16 protein-coding genes and 1 pseudogene are annotated in these 20,926 nt (G+C 36.3%); 5 read left to right on the forward strand and 12 right to left on the reverse strand.

Features of this window, described 5'->3' with window-relative positions:
• The first annotated feature begins 749 nt into the window (after positions 1–749).
• On the forward strand, positions 750–2,591 hold the full coding sequence (locus tag H4J52_RS04230; RefSeq protein ID WP_182224261.1) for a M2 family metallopeptidase: 1,842 nt from the start codon (positions 750–752) through the stop codon (positions 2,589–2,591).
• A 185-nt stretch (positions 2,592–2,776) separates the two neighbouring features.
• On the opposite strand, the gene H4J52_RS04235 is transcribed toward H4J52_RS04230, so the two are convergent.
• The 10 genes from H4J52_RS04235 to H4J52_RS04280 all read right to left on the reverse strand — a co-directional run bounded on the left by H4J52_RS04235 (position 2,777) and on the right by H4J52_RS04280 (position 11,816).
• Positions 2,777–3,697: a hypothetical protein gene (locus tag H4J52_RS04235; RefSeq protein WP_182177862.1), complete on the reverse strand. Its 921-nt coding sequence runs from the start codon at positions 3,695–3,697 to the stop codon at positions 2,777–2,779.
• A gap of 63 nt (positions 3,698–3,760) precedes the next feature.
• Entirely contained in the window at positions 3,761–4,408 is a 648-nt protein-coding gene (locus H4J52_RS04240) for a hypothetical protein (RefSeq protein WP_182177861.1), read from the reverse strand.
• Between the two features lie 84 nt (positions 4,409–4,492).
• Positions 4,493–4,954, reverse strand: a complete 462-nt coding sequence (locus H4J52_RS04245; RefSeq protein WP_182177860.1) for a hypothetical protein — start codon at positions 4,952–4,954, stop codon at positions 4,493–4,495.
• 55 nt (positions 4,955–5,009) lie between these two features.
• Positions 5,010–5,270: a DnaJ domain-containing protein gene (locus H4J52_RS04250; protein WP_182177859.1), complete on the reverse strand. Its 261-nt coding sequence runs from the start codon at positions 5,268–5,270 to the stop codon at positions 5,010–5,012.
• 213 nt (positions 5,271–5,483) lie between these two features.
• Positions 5,484–5,921, reverse strand: coding sequence for a group 1 truncated hemoglobin (locus H4J52_RS04255; protein ID WP_182177858.1), 438 nt, complete (start codon positions 5,919–5,921; stop codon positions 5,484–5,486).
• The gene (locus H4J52_RS04260) at positions 5,921–6,751 is read right to left on the reverse strand and encodes a DUF3034 family protein (protein WP_182177856.1); all 831 of its coding nucleotides are present in this window, start codon (positions 6,749–6,751) and stop codon (positions 5,921–5,923) included. Before H4J52_RS04260 ends, H4J52_RS04255 begins: the two co-directional genes overlap by 1 nt.
• Positions 6,735–9,062: an EAL domain-containing protein gene (locus tag H4J52_RS04265; protein ID WP_182177854.1), complete on the reverse strand. Its 2,328-nt coding sequence runs from the start codon at positions 9,060–9,062 to the stop codon at positions 6,735–6,737. Before H4J52_RS04265 ends, H4J52_RS04260 begins: the two co-directional genes overlap by 17 nt.
• A complete protein-coding gene (locus H4J52_RS04270; RefSeq protein WP_182223272.1) occupies positions 9,052–9,717 on the reverse strand; it encodes a methylamine utilization protein in 666 nt (221 codons plus the stop codon). The genes H4J52_RS04265 and H4J52_RS04270 overlap by 11 nt, the downstream gene beginning before the upstream one ends.
• Before the next feature lie 289 nt (positions 9,718–10,006).
• Positions 10,007–10,864, reverse strand: a complete 858-nt coding sequence (gene speE / locus H4J52_RS04275; RefSeq protein WP_182177850.1) for a polyamine aminopropyltransferase — start codon at positions 10,862–10,864, stop codon at positions 10,007–10,009.
• Positions 10,854–11,816 (reverse strand): adenosylmethionine decarboxylase, encoded by a 963-nt coding sequence (locus tag H4J52_RS04280; RefSeq protein WP_182223271.1) that lies wholly within the window; start codon positions 11,814–11,816, stop codon positions 10,854–10,856. The genes speE and H4J52_RS04280 overlap by 11 nt, the downstream gene beginning before the upstream one ends.
• Positions 11,817–12,132: 316 nt before the next feature.
• On the opposite strand from H4J52_RS04280, the gene speB reads away from it, so the two are divergent.
• The gene (speB, locus tag H4J52_RS04285) at positions 12,133–12,999 is read left to right on the forward strand and encodes an agmatinase (protein WP_310649972.1); all 867 of its coding nucleotides are present in this window, start codon (positions 12,133–12,135) and stop codon (positions 12,997–12,999) included.
• A 59-nt stretch (positions 13,000–13,058) separates the two neighbouring features.
• On the opposite strand, the gene nhaD is transcribed toward speB, so the two are convergent.
• Entirely contained in the window at positions 13,059–14,480 is a 1,422-nt protein-coding gene (nhaD, locus tag H4J52_RS04290) for a sodium:proton antiporter NhaD (RefSeq protein WP_182177955.1), read from the reverse strand.
• A gap of 511 nt (positions 14,481–14,991) precedes the next feature.
• On the opposite strand from nhaD, the pseudogene H4J52_RS20390 reads away from it, so the two are divergent.
• The 3 genes and pseudogenes from H4J52_RS20390 to H4J52_RS04300 all read left to right on the forward strand — a co-directional run.
• Positions 14,992–15,069, forward strand: a pseudogene (locus H4J52_RS20390) (hypothetical protein); the annotation flags it as partial.
• 543 nt (positions 15,070–15,612) lie between these two features.
• Positions 15,613–17,076 carry a methyl-accepting chemotaxis protein gene (locus H4J52_RS04295; RefSeq protein WP_182177846.1) on the forward strand — a complete coding sequence of 488 codons (1,464 nt, stop codon included), beginning with the start codon at positions 15,613–15,615 and terminating at the stop codon, positions 17,074–17,076.
• A 4-nt stretch (positions 17,077–17,080) separates the two neighbouring features.
• A complete protein-coding gene (locus H4J52_RS04300) occupies positions 17,081–17,587 on the forward strand; it encodes a DUF6436 domain-containing protein (protein WP_182177844.1) in 507 nt (168 codons plus the stop codon).
• Between the two features lie 200 nt (positions 17,588–17,787).
• On the opposite strand, the gene H4J52_RS04305 is transcribed toward H4J52_RS04300, so the two are convergent.
• Positions 17,788–20,925, reverse strand: a complete 3,138-nt coding sequence (locus H4J52_RS04305) for an efflux RND transporter permease subunit (protein ID WP_182177842.1) — start codon at positions 20,923–20,925, stop codon at positions 17,788–17,790.
• Between the last annotated feature and the right edge of the window lies 1 nt (position 20,926).

A 20,926-nucleotide genomic window follows, 5' to 3' on the forward strand; every position in this document is an offset into this window, starting at 1 on the left:
GAATGAAATATTTGATACTAATTTAAGCACAGTTTAAACAAGCGTTTGAAATAACGCAACAATGAATCTCGAATACAAATTTTATTCTTAAAATTCAATAGAATAGTATGATTCATTGTAAAACTCACTATTCGTTATAATATATAAACAGTAAAAAACATCAAGAACCTCATCATTATCTACTGTTTAGAAAGTGGCCGATTACATCACGGTTTATTGGTCTAGCTTTCTTATTTTTTAATTGAGATACAGTTCAATGCATTTACACAACAATTTACAGACCTGAAATTGATCTAGCACCATGTAAAATTTGTTTTACTTATCATGGATAAATCTCTGTATCTTTTTTTCAACTCAAACGAAGTACTTGTTTAAATTTCAAGCCAACAAGTATTTGATCTTGATTTATTACTGTGCAGGTATTATAGGTGGATTCGGTCTGAGCACTTTATGAATTAAAGCAATAATAATATATAAACGTTACCGTTAATCGCCTTAAACCTATCTTGTTTACTGGCTGCCTGTGGTGGTGAATAAAAATCTAAAATTCTATGTGAAAATTTTCAGTTAAGCTTTTTAAAGTGGATAATAAAAAAGTAGAAGGGTATACAAAGCACTGAGCGTGAAAACGTTTAGTGCTTTCTTTTATCTAAAGTTTACCACGATTTTTTAATCGTAAAGCTTTAAGCCCTCTGCACAATTTTATATACTCCCCTCCACTCTCCATTAATAATAAAAATAAGACGTTTATGATAAAGCTATTTAAACAAACGAGTATTGCCTTATGTGTGCTGGCATCGCTTAGCGCTTGCAACAATGAAAGTACAAGCAAAACTCAGCAAACACCAAAGCAGGTTGCGCCCGTATTGACGGCAAAAGACGCGGATGCATTTCTTATCGCTACCGAAAAAGAATTAATAGCCTTGGGTATTGAAGGCAGCCGCGCAGAATGGATTTATTCAAATTTCATTACCGATGATACTGCAGCACTTTCAGCAGCCGCAAATCAAAAATCAACAGAAGCGGGCGTTCGTTTTGCTATGTCTGCAGCTAAATTTGATCATATTGAGGTAACAGAAAATCAACGAAGAAAATTAAATACCTTAAAACAAAGTTTAGTAATGCCCGCACCACAAGATTCGGAGAAATCTGCTGAGCTTGCAAAAATTGGTTCAGAACTCGGTGGTATGTACGGTAAAGGTACTTACACAACGAAAGCCGGTAAAACGCTAAGCTTAGGTGAAATGACGTCAACAATGGCAACTTCACGTGATTACGACGAATTACTCGAAATGTGGCAAGGCTGGCGCACTATTAGCCCCGACATGAAACCATTATTTATCCGTCAATCGGAATTAGGCAATGAAGGAGCACAAGGTTTAGGTTATAAAGACTTAGGCACTATGTGGCGTTCAAATTATGATATGCCTGCTGACGATTTTGCTAAGGAACTTGACCGCTTATGGGGACAAGTAAAACCCTTATACGATGACTTACATTGTTATGTTCGCGGCGAACTTGCAAAAACTTATGGAGCAGATAAAGTCCCACAAGACCAACCGATCCCTGCACATTTATTAGGTAACATGTGGGCACAATCTTGGGGCAACATCTACGAGTTAGTCGCTCCTGAAAATGCAGATCCTGGTTATGATGTTACTAAACAACTAGCCGCTAAAGACTATGACGAAATTAACATGGTAAAAGGCGCGGAAACCTTTTTTACCTCGTTAGGGTTTGATGAATTACCTGAAACTTTCTGGACACGTTCACTCTTTACCAAACCAGCAGACCGTGATGTTGTCTGCCATGCTTCGGCATGGGATCTTGATGCTAAAGATGATATACGTATTAAAATGTGTATTCAAAAAACAGGTGAAGAGTTTAATGTCATACATCATGAACTTGGACATAACTTCTACCAGCGAGCATATAAAGATCAACCTGTTTATTTCCAAAATAGTGCCAACGATGGTTTCCATGAAGCAATTGGCGATACCATTGCACTTTCTGTTACACCTAAATATCTAAAAGAAATAGGCTTAATTGATACTATTCCTGATGAATCAAAAGATATTGGCTTATTAATGAAAATGGCACTAGAAAAAATAGCCTTTATTCCCTTTGGTTTAATGGTTGATCAATGGCGTTGGAAAGTTTACTCAGGTGAAATAACACCTGAAAATTACAATACTGCTTGGTGGGAGTTGCGTGAAAAATACCAGGGTGTAGCCGCACCGATAGCGCGTGAAGCGAATGCTTTTGATCCGGGTGCAAAATATCATGTTCCTGGTGGCGTTCCTTATAGCCGTTATTTCCTCGCCCATATTCAGCAGTTTGAATTTCATAAAGCACTCTGTGAAGTTTCGGGTAATACCGACCCTATTCATCGCTGTTCAATTTACAACTCTAAAGAAGCCGGCAAAGCACTTAATACCGTATTAGAAATGGGCTCAAGCCAACCTTGGCAAGAAGCTTATAAAGTTTTAACGGGGAGTGAACAAATGGATGCAACTGCTGTACTTGACTACTTTGCTCCATTACACGTTTGGTTAAAAGAAAAAAATAAAGGTAAGCAATGTGGTTTCTAAGCTTTTAAGTTAACGATAACGTGGTCTTATTAAAAAAGCCTGATAATTTATTTATCAGGCTTTTTATTGTTAAGATATTTTTACTTATGACCAAGCGTTAACAGGTAAGTGAACAATTTAAAGTGATATATAATTTCATAAGTAACGTTTAACAAATTCGCCTTTTTAACAACGAAAAGGCCTTATTATGAAGCATCAGGTCTTAAATAAGCAATATCATCTTCATCATCAGCGTGGAAGTCATAACCACCGTCAAAATCGCCATTCAACTCATTTGCTAGGGTGATAGGCAGTTCTAATATTTCTTGGATATAAATAGAAATATTTTCTTGCTGGTCAATAATCCCCTTTAGCTCAGTAAAGCTGAGTAAATTAATATCCTGCAAATAACTTTTTGTTGAAATTGGTAGTTGTTCTGTAAAGCGGGCAATGCAAGCCTCCACTTTGGCTAATAACACCTTTTTATCGGTATGCGTCAGATAAGTATTCAGTTGTTCATACAAGCTACTAGTGAAGACTTTTCTTTCTGAATCAATAAGTAATAATGAAATTGCAGTATTTAAAAACTTTTGCAATTCAAACAACAAAACGTCTTCATCATCATCGATAAGTAAGGTATTTGCTGAAAAGTCTGCTGCTATACTTTTATAAACTTGCAGAAGCTTTGCACTTTGATAGCCTTCATTAACAAAGGTCCTGTGCATTAATCTTATATCAGAAGTATCGTTAATACCGAGCGCATAACTCCGGATAGATATTTCTTCAAAGTAGGAGGGCGATATTGTCTTTAATTGAGCATACTTTGCCCAGCCGGCTCTAAAACAATATACAATACCTTGAGTTTTTAGTATGTCTTTAGCTTTATCTGTGTCGTTATCACACAGTTCTAATAAGCCTAAGTTACTCATACCCAAAACAATTTCACAGCCCTTCTTTATTTGATCAGCATAAATTATCGATAGATTATCAGAAGCGATTCTTAATGACATATCAGATAGTTGTTGTTTGGTTTTATGCATAAATTCAGGCGTAAAAAAGCCGTCACTTTCTCCGTCTCTTAATACCAAAAGTAAAAACGGATAATTTCTTAACTCTGCAATGTTCATTGATGAATTCCAATCAATTAAAGCGGTTCATATAGATTAAATAATACGGTTTTTGTTGGCAAGTTAGAGCGGTGCAAACATATCGTCGGTGTCCATTTCAACAGCAGTTACTCGTTGTTTGTTCGCATTTTGTTTTAACGCATTTTCAATGTTTTCGAGTGTTCCATTTGTACTAACCGTCATGACTTCACGATAAGCTTCTTCACTTAGCGTTTTTATTTTCATTAACAGTTCTTCAATGCTCCCTGATGTTTGCTCTTCATCTTCTTCTAATTCTGAAAAGTCATGACCGATAAAGGGCAAAGATAAATATAAAAGACCAAAGTCATCTTCAACTATCGCGTTTAATACTTCTAATTGCTTTTCTTCGTCATCTGAAGAAAGAAATATTTGTGTTAATAAACTATGCGCTTCTGTTTGCGCACAAAAAACATGCTCTTCATCCATATTTTGCCAATACGATGGCTCTACATTTAAGAGTTGTTTAATTGATTCGGCATCCATTAACCATGTTGCAATAGACGGAATAGTCGCATCGTGCTCTCTGACAATTTTTGCTACGGTTAAGATGTCCATTTCTGTTAATACCGCAAGCATTTTTTCGTCGCCCTGTTCAGAGGCAATCGCTTCTAAAGAGGTACCCGCACGTCTGCCACTGTATTGTGCTTGTTCGATAATGTCTGTCGCTAGAATTAATGCATTTTTTGTCAAGGTTATTCCTTAAAACTTATATATAGTACAAATAAATTTATGAATATAAAATTCTGCTTTTATAGAATTTTATATTTATCTCGCTTAGTAATTTTCATCATAGTCATTAGATTCATCATCATCGACTTGAGCATATTCATCTTCTTCAGCTTTTAAAGGTGTTGCATCATAACGGTTATAAAAATGGATGAGCAAAATAGCTGTTTTTAGGTCTTCTTCTGCGTGGGTCATTATTTCGGTAATACAAGCTCTAGCATCAGCATGAACGCCAACAAAAGGTTTAATTTCCGCCCAAGAAGGTTCATCTGCCAGTTCAAGTGTTGACAGGTTTTTGCTATCAATTCTGATCTTGGTTGATATCGCCATCGCTAGTTGGTCAACCATACCATTAAATAATAAGGGCATTTGCTGCAATTGTTCAAAGAGACTTGTTAAATAATTTGATAATAAATCAGGGTTTTCCGGATCGTCTAATGAATTCATATTTTCTAAATACATAGAAAAATCATCCGTTAAATAATCCGGTAAGTTTGTTTGGGATTGCATTCATATTTCCTAATAGAAAGTCTAAGAGAGGGGCTCATTGAGCACTCATTTACGCTTAGTTAAAAGCACTTTGCCAAAAAGAATCAGCAATTTCTCGCGGATCTGTTATCACGGTATAGTTACTTTTTAAGTATACCGACCGTTTTTTGGGATCAGAAATAACATCATAGGCTTTTTGAATTAACTGAAATTTTTCTTTAGCTTCAATATTGTCGTTTCTATCTGGGTGATATTTATTAGCGAGTTTTCGATAAGCTTTTTTAATTTCGATGGTCGTTGATACTCTACTTACACCTAACTGTTCAAAATAATCCATAAAATTTCAACTACCTTTGGTAAGACAACATAAAGTGACTGTTGACACAATTAGGTCAATTTTACCTTTGCAATTACATAATTAACATCATTATGTTTGCTTATTTTCTGTTTATATACATGTGTTGATTAACGCTGTTGAAACTAAACACAAATAATTTTGGGTGAGACAGCAAATAAAGTTGAGAATGTTGAGGGAAAACTAAAGACAATATTATATTTTTATTATTTCAGCTCTGAAAACAGCTAGTTTTGCGAGTATTCTATTTTGGGATGAGTAAGGAATACCAACATCTTCCATAGCCTGTATCAGTAGTTCAACCACACGATTGAAGTCTCCTTCATTAATATTCATGCCGGTATGAATATCAATCATGCTATCGCCATTATATTCACATGGCCCGTTTACCAACCCACATAAATGATTGATAAAACCTTGCTTGAAATGTTTGACGCTCGACTTAGCAAAATAAGGCAATATGACTTTATCTTTCACAATTCTTTGCACAAACGCATCAACGAGGCTTTCTAAACCTTCATGACCACCAATTTCAGCATAAAGCGCCTCACGTTGTTCTACTCGTTGGCTGCTGCAACCCAAGCATAGTTGCAAAGCGAAGACAAAAATAACAGTGCTAAAATATTTAGACATTAATAGGATCCTGACAACGACAAATACCAACCTTTTTGATCCGACAATCCCGCAAGAGTACCTAAATCAAGGTAAGCGAGAGTAACATTCACGTATTTATTTGGAAACCATGCCAAAAAAAGATCTTGCCAGTCATCCTCTTTAAGCCCTAAATTATCAGGTTTATGTCGATATTCAGTACCTACAGCAATATGTTTATTGAATAATACCGCCACAGACATTTCAGTTTGTAACGCGCCATTACCATTAGGTCCGCTAAATCCGAGCAGTCCCATTTCATTGGCTTGTGTGTATCGTAAAGAGACATTCCACAATACGTTATAACCCGCTAAAAGGCCTAAATGTAGTTTACTTGCCGCTAAATAAAAGTCGGTTCCTGTATCGTCTTTGGCGCCTAATGAAAAAGCAACATCAGCGGTTCTTAGTGATTTTTGCTGAATACCTACTGATAATTGTGGCCAAGTGCTATAAAGCAAATCACCATATAATCTTAATTTAAGACCCAGAATATCTTGAGACAGTGTTAATGACAAAGGCTCTACATCAAAGTGTTGTTTTACAAAAGAGACCTCTAAGCGATCATAAAAATTAACCTGACCACCACAACTGTTTAATTGAAAATCCTTCACATTAGCTTGTGTACAAAAGGCAGAAAAGGCTAATTCATCTTCTGTTGCATAACCTGCTAATTGAGCCCAAGGAACTAAACCGCCACCACCTGAGCCCTCTACTTGAGAAACACCTGGGGTTGCTAATATCTTACCATTAGCAAAACTCACTATTGGCAGTAACATTAATAGCAGTAAGCTAAAACTAAAGCGGCGATTCATAGCTTTTATACCATTCAATAAATTGTTCAGCGCTAACTGGTCTCGATAAATAATAACCTTGTGCATAGTCACACTTAAAGTCATTGAGTAACATTAAGCTTGCTTTATTTTCAACACCTTCAGCAACAACACTCAGCCCAAGTTTATGGCCTAGAGAAATAGTTGAGGCGACGATATCTTGATCTTTCTGACATTGCTCTAATGTTAAAATGAATGTTTTATCGATTTTTAATTCATCGACAGGCAAGCTTTTCAATTTAGCTAGTGAAGATTGACCAATACCGTAATCATCAACTGAAATAGTAAAACCCAGTGATTTTAAATGTGATAAACGTGCAATCACTAGTGCTTCATTTTCGGCGATATCTCGCTCTGTTAATTCCAGTGTTATTTGTGTTGTAGCGACGTCATGATTGTTCACTGTGGTAAGTAAATAGTCGACAAATTGTTCATTTTGAATATCTTGGGCAGATAAGTTAATCGAAACCTTAAAGAGGTATCCCATTTTATTCCATTGTTCCATTTGCTGAATAACCTGTAAAATTACCCAGCGAGTTAACGAGACAATTAAGCCCGCCTTTTCAGCTAAATCAATAAATAATTCAGGGTTTACAAATTTCCCCTCTTTGTTAATCCAACGAATTAAGGCTTCAAGTTTATCAATTTTGCCGGTATTCATATTTAATTTCGGTTGGTAATTCATAAAGAGCGGACTGACTTCACTTTCAAGTGCACCTTTTAACTCTTCAATTAACCGCAACTTATAAAGATAGTTTTCATCTTCGCCTTCTTGATAAAACCTTAACGAAACCTGCTCTTGATAAGCTAAAGAAACGGCCATAGTTGAGCGCCTGATCAAGCGTTCAGCATCAATCCCATGATCAAGTGAATTGGCGACACCAAAATAAAGTGACAAATTAATTTTAATATCATCAAGCCAAAAGGGTCGGTTTAATTCACGTTGTAATAATTCAATAAAATGGTTTATTTCATTTGTATCATTAATTGGAATAGCGATTAAAAACTCATCTGAATTGCTTCTTGCTGCCATAGTATCGTCTTTTAAGACTTGGTTTGACTTTTCAATAAAAACAATGATGCGAGCAGCGATATCTTTCAATAGACTATCGCCATTACTGAGACCAATTGTGTCATTAAGGGCTTTAAAGCCCTTAATGTTAAGAGTAATAACCACTAAGTTGATCTTTTCTTCAAAGGAGTCAGCAATAATATTTAATATTTTATGACGGTTATACAAACCCGTTAGTACATCGCGTTCTGCTTGATAAAGGATAGCTTGTTCACGGTTTTCAATAGCGGCCCCCATAACTGAAAACCCTTGATAAAGTTCACTAAATTCAACAGGCAAACGCTTAGCTAATGTAGGCACCTTAAGTTCACCACGACCAATTTTTTTGGTTAGCTCCATTAAAATGTGCAACGGGGTAGATAAGCCTCTAGATAAAAGACGAGATAAAGTAATGGCAATCACGATCACAGTCATAGCGATAATTAACATAGAGTAAATCAAACGATTAAAGTCACTCTGAATCTGTGTTAAAGAAGCAGACAACGTCGCTCTTACATCTTTAGAGCCACCGAAACTAATTGTTTTGTGAAAATAATCAGAACGGGTTAGGAGTAAATTAGGAGATGTTTGCTGGTAGCCTTTTAACAATTTTTTTATAATATCTTTATCATCAATACTTGAATCAATAAGCAGATTATTTTGTACTAGAGTTAAATCTAAAGCGATTAATTCTTTAAGTTTCAATAAGGCTATTTGATCAAATTCAAAGCCAATCACGGTATAGGCAATAACTCTCGGCGCCTTAACAGGGACAACGATGACTTGAAAAACTTTATTTTCGATACTAAGAATTTGAGCATGCACCTCTCTAAAAGGAAGTTTGTTGATATTTCTCTCAATAGTCTTAGTATCCAAAGAATGTAATGAGCTGGTCGTTGATAGCTTGCCTTCTAAGTCGAGTATTAACATCAAATCAGCATTGATACGTTTGCCGTGGTTAAGAAGTACGCTCTCTACCGTCTTTTTGTCGCGGGTCGCTACGGCTTGTTTAAAACCAAAATCAGCAGCTAAAACGCTTGCTGTTGTCGTTAACACTTTTTCTTGTGATCTCAGCGTTTGCTCAAGTACATTTTGAGCAAAATACATTTGGCGTTCAATTTGGTTTTCTGCATAATCAGCAAATCGAAACCAATTACTGCCCGTTAAAAAAATCACGGTTAATAAAATTAAACTGGTTAATAACCAAGTGATTTGTGCTTTAAAGCTAAACCTAGTGCTCATGAAAAGCTAACTCTTCAAAACTGTCTCTTGGTTCGGGTGTGTTAACACTTATTACAATAACAATGTCATTCTCATCTAGCATTTTTTGGTCAATAGTCAATAAGGTATGTTGAGATAAACCTTTAGTGCTATTAGGGTGCCAAACTTTTAATTGCATATTTAACGCTAAAGTACGCGGCAGTAACACCTCACCTTTTTTATTGCTCACATAGGCATTTTCTTTATCAGTGACATAAATATATCCCACCATAGCATCATGAATATTACAGCCCATAACAACAAGACCTTTATCATTAAAACGAACCGGACTTTTAGGTTTGCCCGCGTATAATTTTAATTCAAATGTTTTAGCGGGTGAAAAAGAGTAAACATGATGTCGTATATCATCACTATTAGGAAAGCTGACTAAACTATTAACTGGAACAACTAAAACAAGTGGTTCAAACGCTTTGTTTATTTGATCCATCACATAGATAGGGTCTTCAGTCGATTTATTTACAAGCGGTTGGGGAACCGCATACTCAATGACCGCATTAGGTAGTGGGAGATAATTTTGGTTAACAATTTTTACAAGGGTTTGGCTAAAAGCAGTTTCAGCAAAGCATACTGAACAGAAAAACATGACCATAAGCAATCGAAACTTAAGCGTTATCATAATGACCTTAGATAATTTTTTTTCTTTTTTAAATCATACCTGTACAAATGACAAGAGTCTAATTTTAATGATGTACTGATAAGCAGTCTCCTATTTTAATAAGATGATTTTATCTGCCCTCCAAAAATAGAATAACTTAAGTTTTTATAAAGTGACATTTCTCTATTTTTTATAATTTATAAAGCCAAGAAAAATAGAAGTAACTCCTTTTAAATAATACTTGTCTTCTGACGTTTCATATAATAAATGTAACCTATTGTTCAGCAGACAAGGTTTAATTTTTAGCGGCCTAATTATCGATTAACCCCACTAAGCCCTTTTTCACAAAACTGGGCAAAGCAAAGGAAGCAGCGTGTAAAGGTGCGTTATAATAATCAAAGGTCAAACCTGATTTTTCAACACGCGTAGGATTAAAATCGATCGTGGGATGATATTGCTTAGACGCAAAGGTAAAACTCCACAACCCCCCTGGATAAGTTAAATTACTAAAACTATACAAGTAGCTTTTAGGAAATACGTTATTTAATACTTTCAACAGTGATTGTTGAATATCCATGGCGTACCATGACGACTCTCCCTGTGAAACAACAATACCATCATCCGCTAGGCAATTAAAAACATCTTTATAAAACGCTTCACCAAATAAGGGTTGTGCCGGTCCAATCGGGTCTGTGCTGTCGACAATAATAACGTCGAACTTCTCAGTCGTGTCTTTCACAAACTGAACACCGTCCCCTATAATAAGATTGATACGCTCATCATTAAGTGCCGCAGAGGTCTGTGGAATGTGCTCTTTACAGGCATCAACAACCATAACATCGATTTCAACCATCGTGCATTTTTTCACGGATTTATGACGAATAACTTCTCTTGCCGTTCCACCGTCGCCACCACCAATCACTAAGACATTTTTAGGACTAGGGTGAACAAATAATGGCACATGGCTTATCATGTCGTGGTAAGCAAATTCATCACGCTCGGTGACCATGATCAAGCCGTCATTTAATAACATTTTGCCATGGCCTTTTGTTTCAACAACATCGACAGTTTGAAATTGACTTTTTCCAGAGAAAAGCACCTTTTCTACCTTAAATTTAATGCCCAAGAAATCTTCGAACTTTTCTTCTACCCATAAATTAGAGTGCATGGTTTTCCCCTGAAATATTGAGCATAATTGGCTCAACAAAGGTTGTTTGAGGCAAAATATAGTTAGCAAAGTTAACTAAGTAGCCATTATCAAGCTTTTTGCAAACACGTGATTTACTCACGTATTTGCCTGGAATTAAAGTAATGAGTTTTTCTTCAAAAGCTTGCTCATTAAAACTCATTAAATCAAAAGATTTTGGTGCCAATATCTCTAAGAGTGTTGGTGCAAGTGTCAGTAAATCTATATTTGATTCAAAACTAATATAACTGCTGTCCATTTGTGGTGTAACGTGAATGGTTAAATATTGCTGTTCTTTAAGCGCATTAAGTGAGTAACCGTAAGGAGAAAACACGAAATCGTCAATAATAAAGCCTGGCAATATCTTATCAATACATAAAAAATCACGGATCTCTTGGCCGGACAAATTGGCTTGTGTTAAATGTTTTGAGGCTTGTTCACTTATTTGATAGGCCAACAACTCGTAGGTAATATCATCAGTATCAGCAGTAAAGTCGTTGTCTAAGTGAAAGACATAGTTATGGTGACTGTCCATTTCACCAAAACGATATGCTTTACCAGGTAAATATTGATTAATTAACTTTATATCATCGCCAAAGCAACTTGGCTGTGCATTAGCAAAATATTCATTCTTACGCTGATAAGTAAGCTGTTTTATCACTTTTTTACCCAGTTTTTGAATGAAAAATTCTACCGCTTTCACTAACTGTGTTTCACCACAGGTTAAAATTAATATTCTGTCCCGCCAAACAAATAAGCTGGATTCAGACAATAAGAAGGCTTTGCAATGCTTATTTTGAATAGATGATAGTATTTGGGCTTGGCTACGATTGACTAATTCTGACCAAAATTCGTTATCAATATCAATAAGTAAAGAAAGCTGTTTACCATCAATTAAGATTTCAGCTTTTTTTTCTGACCCCTCAAAAAACATAACAACCCCTTAGTAAAAAAATAGTGCGTTATTTTACAAATTCTATAGTTATTATCAATAAAATAATGGTACTAATATTGATATAATAAACAATAAAGGTATGAACAATAACGTGATTTGGTTTGAAAGACTTTCTTTTATAAAAAATAACTATACTTTTAGGTGTTTTTTTGGATAATCATTGAAAATGATTGTTATAAGCTCTCGTTGCTAAATAATGAAAATAGTTAAAGAAATTAATGTTGAGTTAATACCTGCCCTGATACCTTTTGAAGGGGCTAAAAATAAGTAGGCTATATTTCAAGACACAACACACATTGTCGGTTTTGAGTTCGATGGTACCGCCTGCTTTAGAAAAGGAACAAAAGCCGGACCTAACGCACTTCGCCATGCTTCTGATGGCATTGAATCGTATTCCCCTTATTTAGACGCCGACGTCGAGGACATTTCATTTATTGACCTGGGTAATTTGCCCATTGACTTGTCAATCGATGAGCAAAGTGCAAAGGCTGATATCGAGAGCGCTTATAATAAAACGAATAAGGCATTCACGACGTTATTTGATGATGTTGCTTTAAAAGAAAATAACATTCGCCTGTTAACGTTAGGCGGTGAGCATTCAATTTCATACGCGCCAATCAAGAAGTATTTATCCGATTTTCCTAATTTAGTGATTTTACATCTCGATGCACAAGCTGATTTGCGTGATGGTTACTTAGGGTATCATTACTCTCATGCTTCAATAATTCGTGGTATTACCGACCATTTTGGTGAGCAGAATCAATTGATACAATATGGTATTCGCTCCGGTACTCGCGAAGAATATCAATGGATGAAAACCCATAATACCCTTAAAAAAAGTCGAGCTGAATTTTTCGACTGTGTTCAAGCGATACCCAAAGACATTCCTATTTATTTAACCCTAGATTTAGACTATTTTGATCCCAGTTTTTCCCCTAGCACAGGTACTCCTGAGCCAGGAGGGGAAGATTTCCATTCATTTATTAGTTTATGTAAAATATTACGCACTAAATATTTTGTCGGTTGCGACGTAGTAGAGTTATCACCGGCTATTGACAGCACAGGAAACAGTGATATTTTTGCTGCTAAGGTGGTGCGTGAATTGCTGCTTTGTTTAGAGAAAACCTTTCTACCTATTTTCCATAATCAAACAGCACCTTAAGTTAACACCTTTAATATAACATCAATAAATTAAAGGTGTTTTTAAGTATGTTGAGCCACTTAACCATTTATTAAAAAATGAACATAAATGCTAGCACCGTACCCTAAAGCGATCGCCCAACTCCATTTTAAGTGTCCTATAAATGAATATTTACCTTTAGTTTGCCCCATTAGAGCGACACCTGCCGCTGAACCAACAGAAAGTAAACTTCCCCCTACTCCAGCGGTCATTGTGACTAATAACCATTGTTGAAGATCCATAACGGGGTTCATGCTCAATACTGCAAAAACAACTGGAATATTATCAATAATGGCTGAAAGTACGCCGACGGCAATATTGGCATAAGTAGGATCCCAGTTGGTATACAATAACTCTGAAACCAAACCTAAATAGCCCATAAAGCCAAGCCCACCAACACACATAACTACGCCATAAAAGAACAGTAAAGTGTCCCATTCGGCACGGGCTATTTTTTCAAAAATGTCAAAAGGAACTATATTACCTAGACGCTTTAACGCTTTTTCATCATGACTTATGGTCGCCAACGTTCGTTTTTTATTCAACGAGTGAGGTAAGCTTCTGCGTAAATAAAACCCTAAGAATTTTAAATAGCCTAAACCCATCATCATCCCCAATACCGGAGGCATGTTAACAACACTGTGAGTGGCAACCGCAGTAGCAATAGTTAGTATAAATAAAAATATAATTCGCTTAGCACCACGTTTTAATATGAAATCATCGTCAGTTATCGGTGTTGATTTTTCATTAGAGATAAAGAAGCTCATAATAACAGCAGGTATTAAAAAGTTTACCAGTGACGGTATAAAGAGGACAAAAAATTGTTCGAACTTAACTAATTCTGCCTGCCATATCATTAACGTCGTTATATCACCAAACGGACTAAAAACCCCACCTGCGTTAGATGCTACTACAATATTAATACAGGCAATATTAATGAACTTAATATCTTTAGGGGCCACTTTAAGTACGATGGCACACATTAACATTGCGGTGGTTAAGTTATTCGCAAACGAAGAGATAGCAAATGCCATTAAGCCTGTAACCCAAAATAAGCTGCGTAAACTTAAGCCTTTAGAAATCATCCAAATACGTAAACTGTCAAAAACCCCTCGCTCTTCCATCGCATTGATATAAGTCATCGCGACTAATAAAAAGAGTAGTAATTGAGCATATTCAAGTAAATTATGATTAAAAGCCTCTTCAGCTGCTGCTGGAATACCATGTTGTGTGTAGATCCAACCAATAATTAACCAAATAATACCTGCCGCAACCAATACCGGTTTTGACTTTCTAAGGTGTATGAATTCTTCACCGATCACCAGTAAGTAAGCAATAATGAAAATGGTTAATGCAGTTAAACCTGCTATTGAGTTCGTTAGATCTATTTCACCAGCTCCAGCCGCAAAAGCAGGCGTTGCAAGTAGAAATAGCAAGACAGTTGTTATAAGTTTTTTCACAATACTTCTCTAAGGGTTAATTTAAAATTTGTTATAAAAACGTTTTATCTCTCGTATAAATCTGCATGGCTATTTCTTTAAAACTGACAAAAGAAGAAGATATAAAGCAATATTTACCGTTACAAATAAGCTTAGCGCTAACGTTTAAAAGGCAGAAACTTATAAGTTAAGATCTGCTAAAAATAAAGTGGGGGGATTTTACCTGCATAAACGAGCAACTAAAAAATCATTCGGTAATGTATTATTTATTTTAGCCATACGCTAATCCTGTAATCGCATCAACGTATTAGCATGACTTAAAGTATGTGTTTTATAATTTTCATCAATAAATACACTCATTTATGCTTAATCGTTGCATAGCCCCCAAAAAGATGACGATTATATTCCAATTAAAAGACAATACAATTCTAATTAAGTGATAATCAAAATAACATGTCGCTATAGAAACATTAAAGATGAAAAAAACAACAACCATACTTGCTGTATTAATTAACCCAGAACAGGCACCTTTGAAAAACTGATTGCGTTAGATGATGTCAATGCCTCGCAAAAAGTTCGACAAATGTTCAGGGAATATATTGGGATAAACTAGAAGAAAATTGGCAAGATGACGTATTTAAGTCATAAATTAAGTTAGAAGTGTATTACTAAGTATTTATAAACCGTTTATCGTCTTCATAAAAGAGACCTTTTCGGTATCGACTTACCCACTTTAATGGTGAGTATTAATTTAAAAACGGCCAAACAATCACCTTAAACATGACCAGTAAACGACAACAATCAAAATATGCGCAGACATTAATCAATACTATAATATTGAAGCGTTATTCATGCGCTAATTTTTCCCAGATGATTCCCTATAAATAAACTTCCTTTAGTTGTTAAGGCTATTGTAACGTGCAATAAAATAACCTTTCTGTATATTTTAGCGTCCTAATTTAAAGCATTACAATATTGATTTGTTTATGCTCCTCAACTAATGTTATATGAATCACGTTATTTTAAGTAATGACTTACAAGCACTTACAAGCACTTACAAAGTTATTTTTTTTGTAAACACCCGATTAAAGTTCATATATTAATGTTTGATTTGTATAAAAAACTAATATTAATTACACTTAAAAATGGATAGAAAATGAATAAAAACAATAAATTATTTACATACCTTTTTAGCGTATTGTTTGCTGAAAGTTTACTGTTAGGTTTTATCTATGATTCATATTTTTCTGCATTTGTCATAGGTTTACCTGCTTTACTTGTGCCAATATATTTTTATAAGACCGCGGCAAATAAAGCTATTGCTGGTCATATATCAGCACTTTCAGCAATGATATTTGCTGCTTTGCACATTCATCAAGCCAACGGTTTAATTGAAGTTCATTTTGAAATTTTCATTTTATTGGCTTTTTTAATCATTTTTCAGGATTGGCGAGTATTTATTACCGCTATTATTGTGGTTGCAATACATCATGTTTCTTTTTACTTTCTTCAGGTAAATGATACAGGGGTATTTATATTTGATGAGGAAAGACTTTTATTTACAACGGTAATCATTCATGCAGTCTACGCAATTGCTGAGTCGATTATTGCCGGTTACATAGCACATTCTATGAAAGTTGAGAGTGAAGCCGGTAAAGAATTATCTTTAGTGGCCACTGCATTAACTGCGGATGTTAATGCAATTGATTTAAACATCAAAACAACGGCAAATAATAGCACCCTGCTGTCATTTAATGAGTTGCTGGGGCTATTAGCAAGCGTAATTCAAGGCGTAAAAGAGCAAGTTATCGAATTAAATACTAATTCACTAAACTTAAATAAAACGAAAACAGAGCTCGAAAGTTCTACAGCACAGCGTCAACAAGAAACTGAAGTTATTGCCGCCTCTGCAGAAGAAATGGCGGTAACCGTTGCATCGATAGCAGAAGAAACTAACCAGTTAAGTGATCAGATGCAAGAAGCAACCAATTACACTAAATCCTCTAACGAAGAAATAATGAGGATTAATGAACAAAACAAAAATTTAACATCTGCATTAGAAAAAACAAGTGAACAGGTAAATGACTTAGCAAACTCTACCGAAGCTATCTCCAAAGTATTATCTGAGATTAGTGGTATTGCAGAGCAAACAAACTTATTAGCATTAAATGCAGCAATAGAAGCTGCTCGAGCAGGAGAGCAAGGCAGAGGCTTTGCTGTTGTCGCCGATGAAGTACGAGCATTGGCCACTCGAACAAAAGAAAGTACAGACAAAATAAGTCAAACACTGTCTCTTTTGAAAAATTATTCTAAGTTAACTACAGACTCTATGACTCATAGTATAGCCATTGTGCAATCCGTCATTGAAAGTGCTGATAATGCCCAAAAACAAATATCTCAAGCATCAACACTCGTTGAACATGCCAGTGCTATATCAATGAATGTCGCGGCTGCGATTGAACAACAATCAGTAACCACAGCAGATATAGCAAAAAGTGCAGAAACCTTAAGGGACACAGCGTTAATAGACAGAGAAAGAGTTGAAGCATTGGCTCAAGAAGCGAATAGTGTCACTCATACATCGAGTGCTATGGCGCTTAATATTGCTCGTTTTAAATAACTTCATGACAAAATTCCAACTTGGAGTACTCACCGTGTGGGTAGTTTTTACGCTATCTGCATTTGGTTACTTTACCAAAGGTAGGCTTGTGGATTTTGATGAGAGTAATAAGTTAGCCGGTATTGAATATCAACAACTTTCTGATGACTTTACCCGCTATACTTATCAAGAAAATATGACAGGTCGCAATACCATATTACACTTTTCTACACCTAGTTGTTATTGTCAAAAATTCAGTGAAAAACATATTCAAGATCTCAATAAATTAGCTGACGTTAATAATTTCATTGTCAAAAATGTTGTCGTTGCACAGCACAATATAATCCCTTCCACTCCTTCTGTCGCATTAATAGATGAGACAGGAAAAGTTGTCTATTTTGGTCCTTATGGGCAAGGTTTGGCTTGCTCGAAAACTACAGGTTATGCTCAAACTATGCTAAATAATTACCTAAAAGGATATACCGCAAATATTGTGGTTAAAGAAGCGAAAGGCTGTTATTGCAATGTTTAAAATTAGTTTAATAATAACTGTGGCCCTGCAAGAAATTTGAATACGCATGTTGAATTCAACCAGTATGTTTAACAAACACTACTTTATCTATTCAACTAAGTTTAGTGATCCATTAAAGGCAAAAAATTACCAATCCCATTAAGTGATTGGTAATTTAAACATCTCATAAACCTAAACCCCTAACAACTTCACGTTAAATATTACGATGGTTTAATTTTGTTAACACCTTTGCGTATTAACCAAGCCATGTCATTTTTATAACGAACGCTGTAACGCTTAATATCTTCCATAATTAGGTAATTAATTGGTACTAAAAATAAGGTAATTATCGTTGCAAACAAAATACCAAAACCCAAACTTACTGCCATTGGAATTAAGAATTGTGCTTGCGTACTTTTTTCAAATAAAAGTGGCATTAAGCCGGCAAACGTTGTTAGCGACGTTAGTAACACTGGCCTAAAGCGTCGACCACCTGCCGCATAAACAGCATCAAATAATGCGGCACCTTCTGAGCGTTTTTTATTGATATAGTCAACAAGCACCAAGGAGTCGTTAACAACAACACCTGATAAAGCTAATACTCCCATCAAACTTAACAGGGTTAAATCCATTCCCATTATCCAGTGACCTATCACGGCGCCAACCATACCAAATGGGATGACCATCATAACAACTAAAGGCTGAGAATAACTTTTAAAAGGAATAGCCAGTAAAATATATATCACCAATAACAAACCATACATGCCAAACTTTAACTCTTGAGAAGACTCTTTTTGATCTCTCGCCTCTCCCGCCATTTCATAGCTAAGACCGGGGTAGCCGCTAATAGCTTGCTGCAAAAACTCACTTAACTCTTCTTGTACAGCCGATAAGTTACCTTGCTCTTTATTAAAATCAGCTGTTATAGAAAGCGTGCGTTGGCGATCAATACGTAAAATACTTGAAGGACTTAACCCCGGCACAATGTCGGCAATTTGCCACAAAGGTACTTCTTGACGTTCCCCGACTCTTATCATCATCTGTTCTAATGTTTCAATCGACTGCCTGGCTGCAATAGGGTATCGCACCATCACTCGAACTTCTTCTCGCCCACGCTGAATACGCTGAACTTCGAAGCCATATACTGCTTGGCGCACTTGCCTAGCAACCATATTCAAGTTGAGTCCGAGCAAAGTCGCTTCTGACTTGAGTTTTAATTGTAATTCTTCTTTACCATCAGACATTGAATCTTCAACATCAGAAACCGCAGAAAACTCGCTTAATTTACCTTTAAACTTTTGACCTAACGCAGCTAAATCGTCGGCATTTTTCCCCCGCAATTCAATATTAATTGCCGGCCTGCTCCAACCAATTTCAGCACGATAATTTAATTGCTCTGCACCCGCCACTTGTCCAACCATTTTACGCCACTCAGCAACAAGCTGTTGTGTACCAATTTCTAAACTGCGATCTTCTGGCGGAATAGTTTCTACGCGGACCCGACCAGTACTTGAGTTACGCCCACCACTAATAGAATATATATTCTTAATAATCGATTCACCCAATTCAGGGTCAATGTATTTAGCTTGTAATAATTGCGCTTGTTTTGTCATGTGAGCCACAATACGGTCAGTACTTTCAAAAGCAGTACCTGCTGGCATTGTCAGCGTTGCTGTTGCGACTTCACTTTGTACTCTAGGAAAAAATACAAACTTAGTTTGACCACTAGCAAGCGCGCCAATAATAATAAATAATGACGACAGCATAATGGCTAGCGTCGCGTAACGCCAACGTAGCGCTAATGCAAGTGCGGGTTGATAAAAATTGGCGATAAAAGTCTCTAAAGATTTTGATATCGCCATTTGAACACGGGTTAACCGAGATGGCGCGCCTGTGCGTGGTTTAATATGTTTAAGATGCGCAGGTAACACTAATTTAGATTCTATCAATGAAAAAAGTAAAACAGGTACAATAACGTAAGGAATGCTTTGATACCAACTGCCCCGACCATCTAATAAAGCAAGAGGTATAAAAGCAGCGACTGTGGTTAAAATACCAAAAGTAACCGGTACAGCAACCTCTTGCGTACCTTTAATAGCAGCAGTAAGGGGATCTGTGCCCCGCTGCATATGTTCATAAACATTCTCACCAGTAACAATCGCATCGTCAACGACTATCCCCAACACTAAAATAAAAGCAAACAAACTCATAAGGTTAAGTGATATACCAAAGACAGGCATCAAAATAAATGCCCCCATAAAAGACATGGGAATGCCAATACACACCCACAAGGCAACAGCAGGCCTTAAAAATAAAGCTAACAATAAAATAACTAATAGTGCGCCTTGCCATGCACTTTTAGTCAGTGTCGCCAATCGTGCTTTTATCGACTTACTGCGATCTCGCCAGTAGGTCATCGTTAAACCTTCAGGTAACGCTCCTTGCTTAGCTAAAATATAATTTTTAACCGCATCAGTTACATCAATAATGCTTTGGTCACCGACACGAAATACTTCTACCTCTATTGCAGGAATACCATTAAACCTTGTTCTTAAGGGCGTTTCTTCAAATTCATCACGTAGTACGGCGATATCACCTAGGCGAATTAACGTACCATCATTATCAGTTAAAATAGGTAATTGGCTAAAGTCACTTGCTCTGTAAGCTTGACCAATACTACGGATAAAAATATCTCCGCCTGCTGTTTTTAAATTACCGGCAGAAACATCTGTAGAGTTACGCCTCAAGGCATCAGCAACTTGTTCTAAAGTCAGATCGTATTTTCTTAAAGACCACTCGGGTATTTCAATCGATATTTCAAAACGCAGTGAATTATCAACACTAACCTGAGACACTTCAGGCAACGCAGCTAGTTCGTCTCGCACATCTTCAGCCAAACGACGTAACGTTAAACTGTCATAATCACCATACATCACAACACCGATGGCATCGCGTTTTCGCTGTGGCATCGTGACAAGTGGGCGCTCAGCTTCAACAGGAAAGTTATTGATTGCGTCAACTCGACTTTTCATCTCATCGAGTAATTCTCTTACATCGAAACCATCTTCAACTTCAACCGTAACACTTGAACTTCCTTCATTAGAACGTGAGGTCATTTCACGAATGCCGGGAATATCTTGAATAGCCTCCTCAATCTTTATTGTTAACCCTTCTTCCACTTCTTGTGGTGAAGCGCCGGGCAGCACTGCACTTACTTGCACGGTATTAATTTCAAATTCAGGAAACAGGTCAATAGGAATTTTATTCGATAAGCTATAAAGTCCAGCGATCACAATAACTAACATTAAAAGGTTAGCTGCAACATCGTTGCGAGCAAACCAAGCGATTAATCCATGCATA

This window comes from Colwellia sp. MB02u-14, assembly GCF_014076915.1.
In the GTDB taxonomy this organism is placed as follows: domain Bacteria; phylum Pseudomonadota; class Gammaproteobacteria; order Enterobacterales; family Alteromonadaceae; genus Colwellia_A.

Coding starts and splice junctions, on each gene's coding strand:
- H4J52_RS04230 (WP_182224261.1), top strand. CDS start 750: ATGATAAAGCTATTTAAACAAACGAGTATTGCCTTATGTGTGCTGGCA.
- H4J52_RS04235 (WP_182177862.1), bottom strand. CDS start 3,697: ATGAACATTGCAGAGTTAAGAAATTATCCGTTTTTACTTTTGGTATTA.
- H4J52_RS04245 (WP_182177860.1), bottom strand. CDS start 4,954: ATGCAATCCCAAACAAACTTACCGGATTATTTAACGGATGATTTTTCT.
- H4J52_RS04250 (WP_182177859.1), bottom strand. CDS start 5,270: ATGGATTATTTTGAACAGTTAGGTGTAAGTAGAGTATCAACGACCATC.
- H4J52_RS04255 (WP_182177858.1), bottom strand. CDS start 5,921: ATGTCTAAATATTTTAGCACTGTTATTTTTGTCTTCGCTTTGCAACTA.
- H4J52_RS04260 (WP_182177856.1), bottom strand. CDS start 6,751: ATGAATCGCCGCTTTAGTTTTAGCTTACTGCTATTAATGTTACTGCCA.
- H4J52_RS04265 (WP_182177854.1), bottom strand. CDS start 9,062: ATGAGCACTAGGTTTAGCTTTAAAGCACAAATCACTTGGTTATTAACC.
- H4J52_RS04270 (WP_182223272.1), bottom strand. CDS start 9,717: ATGATAACGCTTAAGTTTCGATTGCTTATGGTCATGTTTTTCTGTTCA.
- speE (WP_182177850.1), bottom strand. CDS start 10,864: ATGCACTCTAATTTATGGGTAGAAGAAAAGTTCGAAGATTTCTTGGGC.
- H4J52_RS04280 (WP_182223271.1), bottom strand. CDS start 11,816: ATGTTTTTTGAGGGGTCAGAAAAAAAAGCTGAAATCTTAATTGATGGT.
- H4J52_RS04295 (WP_182177846.1), top strand. CDS start 15,613: ATGAATAAAAACAATAAATTATTTACATACCTTTTTAGCGTATTGTTT.
- H4J52_RS04300 (WP_182177844.1), top strand. CDS start 17,081: ATGACAAAATTCCAACTTGGAGTACTCACCGTGTGGGTAGTTTTTACG.
- H4J52_RS04305 (WP_182177842.1), bottom strand. CDS start 20,925: ATGCATGGATTAATCGCTTGGTTTGCTCGCAACGATGTTGCAGCTAAC.